Here is a 10,203-nt window from a genome sequence, read left to right on the forward strand (position 1 = left end):
GGTGTGGAGTCCGGGCGGAGGACGTCGGGGCGCGGGCCGTCCAGGTGCGCGGTGCTCACGGTGACCCCGGGGATCGAGGCTGTGGCGGCCTCGGGGCGGCTCATGCGCCCCTCCGGCGGGCCACGGTCACGGAGACGTCCGTGAAGTCGTGCGGGATGGGGGCCTGCGGCTTGTGCACGGTGACCTCCACCGCGGTGACCACGGGCTGCTCGGCGAGCACCGCCTCGGCGATGCGGACGGCGAGGGTCTCGATCAGGTCGAACGGCTCCCCCGTCACCAGGCGCACCACGGTCTCGGCGACCTCGGCGTAGTTCGCGGTGCGGGCCAGGTCGTCCCGGGCGGCCGCGGGGCCGGCGTCGAGGGTGAGGGCCACGTCCGTGGTGAACGGCTGCCCGTCGCGCCGCTCGTGCTCGAACACGCCGTGACGGCCGGTGGCCGTCAGGCCCGTCAGGCGGATGACGTCGCTCATGCGCGCGCCTCCCCCGGGCCGGCGGGCCGCGGGGCGGCCCCGCGCCAGGCGTCTCCCACTCGGACGGCGTCCACGGAGGAGCGGACGTCGTGCACGCGCACGCCCCAGGCCCCGTGCGCCGCGGAGATCGCGGACACCGCCGCCGTGGCGTGGTCCCGATCGAGCGCGGGCCGCGGCGTGCCGTCCTCACCGGCCAGCACCGTGCCCAGGAACCGCTTGCGGGAGGCGGCGACCAGCACCGGGCGGCCCAGGGACTCGATGCGCTCCAGACCGCGCAGCAGCTCCCAGTTCTGCTCGCCGGCCTTGGCGAACCCCAGGCCCGGGTCGAGGATGATCTGCTCCGGGGACGCACCCGCGGCCAGGAAGCGGTCCGTGACCTCGGACAGCTCCCGGACGACCTCCCCGAGGGTGTCCTCGTAGTGGGCCAGCGAGTCCATGACCTGCGCGTGCCCGCGGTTGTGCATCAGGATGCACGGGGCGCCGGACTCCGCCACCAGCGCCGGCATGTCCGGTTCGTGGACCAGACCGGAGACGTCGTTGACGATCACCGGGCCCAGCGCCAGGCAGGCCCGCGCCGTGGCGGTGTGCATGGTGTCGATCGAGAGGACCGCGCCCTCCGCCAGCAGCGCCTCCACCACCGGCAGGATGCGGCGCTGCTCCTCGGCCGGGTCCACGGGCGTGGCGCCCGTGCGCGTGGACTCCCCGCCGACGTCGATCAGGTCCGCCCCCTGCGCCAGCAGGTCGAGCCCGTGGGCGACCGCCGCGTCCACGCGGTCGTGCGCGCCGCCGTCGGAGAAGGAGTCCGGCGTGACGTTCAGGATGCCCATGACCAGCGTGCGGTCCGGGAGCTCGTGGAACGGCTTCGGGAGCATGACGTGCGTCCTTCCTCTGCGCGGGCGGTCTCCACCCAGTCTGGCATGCACCCCCGACGCCGCAGGGGGCCCGGAACGGTCCCCCGTCGACGACGTCGACCGGGAGGAAGGGGCGGGCGCCGATGCCCGAGGGCTCAGCCGTGCATGATGAGGCTCATGGCCTCGGCACGCGTGGAGGGGTCGCGCAGCTGGCCGCGCACGGCCGAGGTGACGGTCTTGGCGCCGGGCTTGCGCACGCCGCGCATGGACATGCACATGTGCTCCGCCTCCACGACGACGATCGCACCCTTCGGCTGCAGGTGCTCCATGAGCGCCTCCACCACCTGGGTGGTCAGCCGCTCCTGCACCTGCGGCCGGCGGGCGTAGAGCTCCACCAGGCGGGCCAGCTTGGACAGGCCCGTCACGCGCCCCTCGGCGGACGGGATGTACCCGATGTGCGCGGCCCCGTGGAACGGCACCAGGTGGTGCTCGCACGTCGAGTAGAACGGGATGTCCTTCACCAGCACGAGCTCCTCGTGGGAGAGGTCGAACGTGGTGCCCAGCACCTGCTCGGGGCGCTGGTGCAGGCCCGCGAAGAACTCCGCGTAGGCCTTGGCCACCCGCTTGGGGGTGTCCTGCAGCCCCTCCCGATCCGGGTCCTCGCCGATCGCCAGGAGGATCTCCCGCACGGCCGCCTCGATGCGCGGGCGGTCCACGGTGTCCTGGTCCGGGTCGAACGTGCCGGGCACGCCGGGGACGGCGCCGGCCAGGGCCGCCCCGGCCCCCGTCGTGGGGGCGACGTCCGCCGCCGCCTCGTGCGGACGGTGCAGGTGCGCGTCGGCCAGGGCCGCGTCTCGGTGCTGCTCGGTCATGCTCTCCCGCTCTCGATCAGTAGGTGGGGCCCGGCGTCGGGCTGTGCTGCCCGGGCAGGTCCCCGGGGCCGCCGGCGGACCCGCCGGCGCCGCCGAGAGCGGTGGGCGGGGCGCCTTCGGGCGCGTCCGGCACCGTGGTGCCCTCGACGCCCACGGCCTCCGGCTGCTCGCCCTCCAGACGGCTCGCGCGCTCCCTGGCGGTGAGCACGGGCGGGACGTCGTGCGGGGGCCGGTCGTCCGCCGCGAGCCACAGCGGGCGCTCCGGGCGCTTGCGGACGTCCTTGAAGATCTCCGCGATCTGCTCCTGGGTCAGGGTCTCCTTCTCGAGCAGCTCCGCGGCCAGGCGGTCCAGCACGTCGCGGTTCTCGGTGAGCACCCAGTGGGCCTCGGCGTGCGCGCCGTCCAGGAGGGCGCGGACCTCCGCGTCCACCAGGTAGGCCAGCTCCTCGGAGTACTCGCGGGACGCGGCCCCGCCGCCGCCCAGGAACGGGTCCGTGTTCGCGGAACCGAGCTTCACGGCGCCCACCTTGGAGCTCATGCCGTAGTCCGTGACCATCTTGCGGGCGGTCTCGGTGGCCTTCTGGATGTCGTTCGCGGCACCCGAGGACGGGTCCTTGAACACGACCTCCTCCGCCACGCGCCCGCCCATCGCGTAGGCGAGCTGGTCCAGGAGCTCGTTGCGGGTCACGGAGTACTTGTCGTTCTCCGGGACCACCATCGTGTAGCCCAGGGCGCGGCCGCGCGGGAGGATCGTGATCTTCGTGACCGGGGCCGAGTTCCGCAGGCCCGCGGCGACGAGCGCGTGCCCGCCCTCGTGGTAGGCCGTCACCTTGCGCTCGTGCTCGTTCATCAGGCGCGTGCGCTTCTGCGGGCCCGCCATGACGCGGTCCACCGCCTCGTCGAGGGCGGCGTTGTCGATCACGTTGTTGCGGGAGCGGGCCGTCAGCAGCGCGGCCTCGTTGATCACGTTGGCCAGGTCCGCGCCCGTGTAGCCGGGGGTGCGCTTGGCCAGGGAGCGCAGGTCGACGTCGAGGGCGATCGGCTTGCCCTGCGCGTGGACCTCGAGGATCTTGGCGCGGCCGTCCAGGTCCGGGGCCTCCACCGGGATCTGCCGGTCGAAGCGGCCCGGGCGCAGCAGCGCCGGGTCCAGCACGTCCGGACGGTTGGTGGCGGCGATCATGATGACGTTGGTGGAGGCGTCGAAGCCGTCCATCTCCACGAGCATCTGGTTCAGCGTCTGCTCGCGCTCGTCGTTGCCGCCGCCGATGCCCACGCCGCGGGAGCGGCCCACGGCGTCGATCTCGTCCACGAAGATGATGGCCGGGGCGTTGGCCTTGGCCTGCTCGAAGAGGTCGCGCACGCGGGAGGCGCCCACGCCCACGAACATCTCGACGAAGTCCGAGCCGGAGATCGAGTAGAACGGGACCCCGGCCTCGCCGGCCACGGCCTTGGCCAGCAGCGTCTTGCCGGTGCCGGGCGGGCCGTACAGCAGCACGCCCTTGGGGATCTTGGCGCCCACGGCGTGGAAGCGCTCCGGCTCCGTGAGGAACTCCTTGATCTCGTGGAGCTCCTCCACGGCCTCGTCCGCGCCGGCGACGTCCTTGAACAGGACGTCCGGGTTGTCCTTGTTGATGAGCTTGGCCCGGGACTTGCCGAACTGCATGACCTTGCCGCCGCCGCCCTGCATGCGGGACATGAGGAACCAGAACAGCAGGGAGATGAGCAGGAACGGGATCATCAGGCCCAGCAGGGAGAGGAGCCAGCTGTCCCGGACGGGCTCGTCCTGGTAGCCGTCCACGGAGGAGTCCTGCACGGTGCGGACCACGTCCTGCGCGCGGGCGGCGGAGAACTGGAAGTACACGTCCTTGCCGAGGTCCCGGCCATCCTGGGAGAGGGGCTCGCGCAGGGTCAGGTCCACGCGCTGCTCGCCGTCGACGACGCGGGCCTGGGCGACCTTGTCGTCCCTCAGCAGGGCCATGCCCACGTTGGTGTCCACCATGCCGCGGCCGGACTGCGCGGTGGTCAGGGGGATCACGAGGCCCAGCACCAGGAGCCCGAGGAGGATCCAGATGTAGGGCTTGTTGAACTGCTTCTTCACGGTCCGTGTGTCTCCTGGTCTGCCGCGGGGGCCGGGCGTGGCTCGGGCGGGCGCGGCGTGCCGCGCGGGGACGCGGACGAGACCCCTCCCGAGGGTCACTGCCCCACGCTACCGGGCGGGGCCCAGGGCCGCCTCGACTGTTCGCGCCAGGTGGACAGCCACCCGATGCCTCCCGCATCCCTCCCCCGCCCCCACCCGCCGAGTGAAGGTGACACGCCGTCACGGAGGGCGGGGAGCCGAGGAATGGCGGCGCGTCGGCTTCACTCGGCCCGTCCGTTCAGGGCCCCTCACGACGACGGACCGACTCCTGTGGACAGGCGGCCCCGTGGAGCGCTGGCCGCCTCACACTGACATCATGTCCCGCCCGCCCCGCGACCTGCCTGCGGTCCTGCGCCGCGGGCCGTTCACCACGGCCTCCGCACTCGCCCTCGGCGTGCCCGCCTCCCGCCTGCGTCGTTCGGACGTGCGGCGACTCCGGCGCGGGGTCCTGGTCTGGACGGGCGCCACGGACGGCGGCTCCACCGTCGACCCCGCGCTGCCGCCCCGCCCGGCCGCCGCCTCCGGCGCCGACACCCCGTGGGTCCTGGCCAGCCGCCTGACGCCGTCGGAACAGGAGACCCTCGCCGGAGTGCTCGCCGCGGCACCGGACGCCACCGCATCCCATCTGACCGCGGCCCGACTGACCGGACTGTGGCTGCCGACGCGGCTGGCGGCCGACCGCACGCTCCACGTCACCCGCCCACCGGGCACCGCGAACAGCGCTCCTGCAGGGGTCCGGATGCACCGGCGCCGGCCGACCTCCGAGGGGGCACAGCTCGTCCGCGGCCCCGGCCCGCCGCTCGACGGCCCCATCCCGGTCACGGGGCCCGCCCGCACATGGCGGGATCTGGCGAGCCTCCTGGACCTCGCGGAACTGGTGGTCCTGGGAGACCGGCTCGTGTGCTCCTCCGGCCCGGAACGCGCGGACCCCCTGTGCTCCCGCGCAGCCCTGGTGCAGGCGGCCGCCCGACCCGGCCAACGTCACGCCGTCCTCGCCCGGGATGCCGCCGCCCTGGTCCGCGACGGCGCCCACTCACCGCCGGAGACCAGGCTGCGGCTCGCTCTGCTGGACGCGGGCCTCCCCGAGCCGGAGCTGCAGCTGGAGGTGTGGGATCCCGCCTTCTCCCGGAGCCGGCCGGCGACGGCGGATCTCGGGTGGCGTCGCCACGGCGTGGTCCTGCAGTACGAGGGCGCCGGACACGACGATCCCGTCCAGGTGCGCAGGGACACCCTCCGCGACGCGGCGTTCCAGCGCCGAGGGGTCGTGGTCATCCGCGCCGCCGCCGCAGACCTCGCGGAGGGGTTCCGCGGCACGACGGCCCTGGCGGAGGCCGCACTGCGTCGTCGTGGATGGACCCCCGGACGCGAGTGAAGCGGACACGCCGTCATAGGAACCCCTGACGGGGTCCGTGGCGGCGTGTCCGCTTCACTCGGCCGCCTCCCCACGGGGGAGCCGCGGCGCGGCTCAGCTGTAGACGTGCGGGGCGAGCGTGCCGACGAAGTCCAGGTTGCGGTACTTCTCCGCGTAGTCCAGGCCGTAGCCCACCACGAACTCGTTCGGGATGTCCTTGCCGACGTACTTCACGTCGATGTCCACCTTCATGGCGTCCGGCTTGCGCAGGAACGTGCAGATCTCCACCGACGCCGGGCCGCGGGTCTCCAGGTTCGCCTTCAGCCAGGACAGGGTCAGGCCGGAGTCGATGATGTCCTCCACGATCAGCACGTGGCGGCCGGTGAGGTCGGCGTCGAGGTCCTTGAGGATGCGGACGACGCCGGAGGACTTGGTGCCGGAGCCGTAGGACGAGACGGCCATGAAGTCCATCTCCACGTGCGAGTGCAGCGCGCGGGTCAGGTCCGCCACGACCATGACGGCGCCCTTGAGCACGGCCACGATCAGCAGGTCCTTGCCCTCGTAGTCGCGGTCGATCTGGGCGGCGAGGTCACGGATGGTGTCCTGGACCTCCTCCTTCGACATGAGGACGTGGGTGAGATCGTTCTGGACATCCTGTGCGTCCATGGCGCCGCTCCTGAGGTGCTTCGTGGGGTGCTGTGCGAGGTCGCCCGGCCCGGCTCACCGGTCCGCCGGGCGGGGGATGTAGGCAAGTCTGGCACACCCCGACGGACCGCCCTCCTTCCGGCCGCCGACGCCGCCCTCCCCCGCCGCGACGCGGCGCACCGTGACGCCGTGGCCCAGCTCCACCGGCCCGGCCGAGCCGCCCCCGGCGTGGGCGGCCGCCACCAGCGCGTCGGCCGCGAGGATCCGCTCACGGGACGGCGTGCCGGCTCCCGCGGCCCGGGCCGCGCGGGCGTGCACCCGGTGGCGCACCGCGGCCGGGAGCGCGGCGAGGGCGTCGAGGTCGAGGAGGACGGGGGCGGGGCGGTCGGTCTCCGGGGCAGGCAGGCGGAGGCGGGCGAGGGCGTCGTCGGCCCAGGCGTCCAGGGCGGCGGCGTCCTCCGCGGCGATGGCCGCCGTGCGCACGAGGGCGGCGCGCAGGCCGGGGCCGAGGCCGGTGTCGGGGTCCTCGAGGGCGGGCAGGATCCGTGTGCGGACCCGCGAGCGCAGCAGGGCCGGGTCCGCGTTGTGGGGGTCCGTGAACCAGGTGAGCCCGGCCCAGCGGCAGATCGCCTCGGTGTCGGCGCGGCTCAGGCCGAGCAGCGGGCGGGCCAGGGCCACCCCGCCGGGGAGCGCGCCGTGCGCCGGGATGCCCGCGAGGGAGCGGGTGCCGGATCCGCGCGCGAGGCCGAGGAGGACCTGTTCGGCCTGGTCGTCGGCGGTGTGGGCGGTGAGCACGAGGGCGGGGGTCCCCTCCCCGACCCCCTCCGCCGCGCGGGCGAGCGCGGTGCGGCGGGCGGAGCGGGCGGAGGCCTCGGGTCCGTCGCCGGCGGGGGTCACGGTGACGGCCTCCACGGTGACGGGCGCCAGGCCCAGCGCCCGGGCGGTCCGGGCGGCCGCCGCCGCCACCGCGGCGCTGCCGTCCTGGAGCCCGTGGTCGACGACGACGGCCCCCGCCGGGCCGAGCCGCTCCCCCGCACGCGTGCCCGCCAGCACGGCGCAGGCGACCGCGAGGGCCAGGGAGTCGGCGCCGCCGGAGAGCGCCACGAGGACCGGGCCGGGATGCTCCGCGCGGACCGCGCGGACGGACTCCACGGCCCGGTGCAGGGGCTCGGGCCAGCGGGACCGCGGCGGCCACGGGCCGGCGAGGGCGGGCAGGGTGGGTGCGCCGGGGACGGCGACCACATCGCGAACGAAAGGGCTCGACACGCCGTTCGTCTCTCGAACGACAGCGTGGGGGGGCTCAGGCCTGGGCACGGATCCGCGCGACCCAGCGGTCCGGCGCGTGGATCTCCTCCTCGCTCGGCAGCAGCTCGGGCGCGTCCCAGACCACGTTGAACCCGTCCCTCCCGAGCTCGGCCACGGCCGCGTCCACGAACCGCTGCCCGTCCCGGTACTGCGCCATCTTCGCGTCCATGCCCAGCAGGCGGCGCAGCAGGCGGTCGAGGCCGGAGCGGCGGTCCCCGCGGGCGTCGAACCGGCGGCGGATGGTCTTCACGGAGGACACCACGGAGGAGTCCACGGCGTCCATGACCACGTTCGCGTGGCCCTCCAGCAGGGACATCACCGCGGTCAGCCGGGACAGCCGAGCGCGGTCCTCCTCGTCCTGGATCGCGCCGAGCAGTCCCAGCGCGGGGCGCCCGCCGGGCCCGGCGGCGCCGTCGTCCTGCCCCGCGCGCCCGGCGCCCGGCGACGTCGAGGCGCCCAGGGGGTTCGCGGCGGCCAGGGCGGAGCGCAGGCGCTCCGGCAGGGACTCGGCCTTGTCGAACAGCCCGCCGGTCAGCGCGGTGATCTCCCCCTGCAGGTGGCCGCGCAGCCAGGGGGCGGCGGCGAACTGCACGCGGTGGGTCTGCTCGTGCAGGCACACCCAGAGGCGGAAGTCGGCGGGGTCCACGTGGATCTCCCGGCGGACCTGCGCCACGTTGGGGGCCACCAGCAGGAGGCGGCCGCCCGCGGGACCGGCGGGGACGCCGTCAGGACCGGGGAGGGCGGAGAACGGGTCGTACTGGCCGAGGACCTTGGAGGAGAGCCAGGCGAGGATCCCACCCATCTCCAGGGCGGCCGCGCGGCGTGTGAGGGGTGCCGTGGTGAGTGCGTACTCCTGGGGCCGCGTGGCGCGCAGGTGCGCGAAGGACGGCTCCAGCAGCCCCGCGAAGGACTGCGTGTTGGCGAGGGACCACGTCGGGCGGTCCACCACGAGCACCTGCGAGTCCCGCAGGTCCTCGGCCGCGGCCAGGCCGGTCAGCCGGTGCACGTGGGCCACGGAGGCCGCCGCGGCGGCGCGCAGCCCCTCGGCCTCGCGCCGGGCCTCGCGGGTGCCGATCCGCGGTCCGGCGGCGGCCAGGGAGCCGGCCGCGCGCGCGGCGGCGTCCCAGTCCACGGGGTGGGCCGGGGAGGGGACGGGCTGGTCGGCGGTCATGGATCCATCAGACCACAGGGACCGGACGCGGCAGCGCGTCCCGGGCCCGACGCCGCGCCCGCCCGCTCAGAGCGCGGCGAGCGCGCTCACCGCCTCGTCGATCGCGGCGCGGGCCGGCGCGATCCGCCAGTCCACACCGGAGCACACGATGCTGAACGCGAGCACGCGCCCGGACCCCGTGGTGACGGTGCCCGTGAGGGACACGGTCTGGTCCAGGGTGCCGGTCTTCGCGGCCACGGCCTCGCGCGCGGGGCTCCCCGGGAACCGCTCGGCGAGGGTCGAGTCCTCACCGGGCCGGGGCAGTCCGTCCCGCACCGGGGCGAGAGCCGGGTCTGCCTGCACGGCCTCGACCAGCCCGGCGAGCTGGTGCGCGGTCACGCGGTTCTGAGGGGACAGCCCCGAGGCGTCCACGAGCCGCATCCCGGCCGTGTCCACCCCGTGCGCCGCCGCGCGGTCGCGCAGGAGCCCGGGGACGGCGGCGTGCGTGGCGGGGCGCCCGTCCGCCGCCGCGGCCACGCGGGCGAGCACCTCGGCCACCTGGTTCTCCGAGTGGGCCAGCAGGTACGCCACCTGCTGGCCCACCGGCGCGGACTCCACGCGCGCCACCGGCTCCGTGGCGAGCACGTCGCCGCGCGGCGCCGAGGTGGCGGGGACCACGTCCCGGGCGCGCACGGACAGGTCCGCGCCCGAGTCGGCGACGGCGGCCGTCAGCTCCCGCTGGAAGGCCAGGGCGGCGAACGCGGCCGGGTCCGCGATCCGGTCCTCCCCTGTGCCCGGCGCGGTCCGCCCGCCGTACGTGGCCAGCGGCTGCACCGCGGTGATGTTGCCGCTCTCCACGAGCCCCGCGGACCACGCGGGGTTCAGGGGGGAGGCGTCCGTGAACAGGCGCAGGTCCGTGCTGACCGCCACGGGCCCCGTCACGCCGCGCTCCCGCAGGCCCGCCACGGTGCGCCGGGCGAGGGTGCGCAGGCCGGCACGGCCGTCCACGCGGCCCGGATCGGACGCGCCGGCGCCGAGCAGGGCGTCGCCGCCGCCCACCAGGACGAGCTCGGTGGCGCCGCCGCCCGGCAGGGCCACCACGGACGTGGTGAGCGCGCGGTCCGCACCGAGGACGTCCACGGCCGTGACGGCGGTGAGGATCTTCAGGGCCGACGCCGGCGCCACCGCCTGGTCCGCGGAGCGCGCGTAGAGGACCTCGCCGGTGGCCGCGTCCCGCACCTCGGCCGACGCCGTCCCCGGTGCCTGTGCGAGCGCCGGGGCCACGGCCGCGGCCACGTCGGCCGGGTCCACCGGGGCGACGGACGCCAACGCGGTGGAGGACGGCGCCGTCGCGCCCCCGGACGGCGAGGCGGCCGGGACCGGGGCGGACGGCGCGGAGGCGGCCGGGGCGTCGCCGATCGCG

At 75.6% G+C, this 10,203-nt stretch carries 9 protein-coding genes; 1 reads left to right on the top strand and 8 read right to left on the bottom strand.

All coding sequences use genetic code 11. The features are described 5' to 3' along the window. Window positions 1–100: 100 nt before the first annotated feature. The 4 genes from folB to ftsH form a co-directional block, all read right to left on the bottom strand. Window positions 101–469: a dihydroneopterin aldolase gene (folB, locus tag MHY29_RS09150; RefSeq protein WP_224355845.1), complete on the bottom strand. Its 369-nt coding sequence runs from the start codon at window positions 467–469 to the stop codon at window positions 101–103. Beyond that, the gene (folP, locus tag MHY29_RS09155; RefSeq protein WP_224355847.1) at window positions 466–1,341 is read right to left on the bottom strand and encodes a dihydropteroate synthase; all 876 of its coding nucleotides are present in this window, start codon (window positions 1,339–1,341) and stop codon (window positions 466–468) included. The genes folB and folP overlap by 4 nt, the downstream gene beginning before the upstream one ends. A 134-nt stretch (window positions 1,342–1,475) precedes the next feature. Beyond that, window positions 1,476–2,192 (bottom strand): GTP cyclohydrolase I FolE, encoded by a 717-nt coding sequence (folE, locus tag MHY29_RS09160; protein ID WP_224355849.1) that lies wholly within the window; start codon window positions 2,190–2,192, stop codon window positions 1,476–1,478. 16 nt (window positions 2,193–2,208) lie between these two features. Beyond that, window positions 2,209–4,290 (bottom strand): ATP-dependent zinc metalloprotease FtsH, encoded by a 2,082-nt coding sequence (ftsH, locus tag MHY29_RS09165; protein ID WP_239240494.1) that lies wholly within the window; start codon window positions 4,288–4,290, stop codon window positions 2,209–2,211. Window positions 4,291–4,645: 355 nt separating this feature from the next. Here ftsH and MHY29_RS09170 point away from each other — a divergent pair, with 355 nt between their 5' ends. Next, window positions 4,646–5,701 carry a hypothetical protein gene (locus MHY29_RS09170; protein WP_239240513.1) on the top strand — a complete coding sequence of 352 codons (1,056 nt, stop codon included), beginning with the start codon at window positions 4,646–4,648 and terminating at the stop codon, window positions 5,699–5,701. 93 nt (window positions 5,702–5,794) lie between these two features. Here MHY29_RS09170 and hpt read toward each other — a convergent pair whose 3' ends face one another. From hpt to dacB, 4 genes are all read right to left on the bottom strand, one after another. Then, entirely contained in the window at window positions 5,795–6,346 is a 552-nt protein-coding gene (gene hpt, locus MHY29_RS09175; RefSeq protein ID WP_224355853.1) for a hypoxanthine phosphoribosyltransferase, read from the bottom strand. A 54-nt stretch (window positions 6,347–6,400) separates the two neighbouring features. Further along, on the bottom strand, window positions 6,401–7,591 hold the full coding sequence (tilS, locus tag MHY29_RS12395; protein ID WP_224355855.1) for a tRNA lysidine(34) synthetase TilS: 1,191 nt from the start codon (window positions 7,589–7,591) through the stop codon (window positions 6,401–6,403). A gap of 34 nt (window positions 7,592–7,625) precedes the next feature. Next, complete coding sequence (locus tag MHY29_RS09190) at window positions 7,626–8,801, bottom strand: zinc-dependent metalloprotease (RefSeq protein ID WP_224355856.1); 1,176 nt, start codon at window positions 8,799–8,801, stop codon at window positions 7,626–7,628. A gap of 66 nt (window positions 8,802–8,867) precedes the next feature. Continuing rightward, a partial coding sequence (gene dacB / locus MHY29_RS09195) for a D-alanyl-D-alanine carboxypeptidase/D-alanyl-D-alanine-endopeptidase (RefSeq protein WP_239240516.1) occupies window positions 8,868–10,203 on the bottom strand: 1,336 nt, incomplete at its 5' end.

It is taken from the genome of Micrococcus sp. ACRRV (genome assembly GCF_022346985.1).
GTDB classification, from domain to species: Bacteria; Actinomycetota; Actinomycetes; order Actinomycetales; family Micrococcaceae; genus Micrococcus; species Micrococcus porci.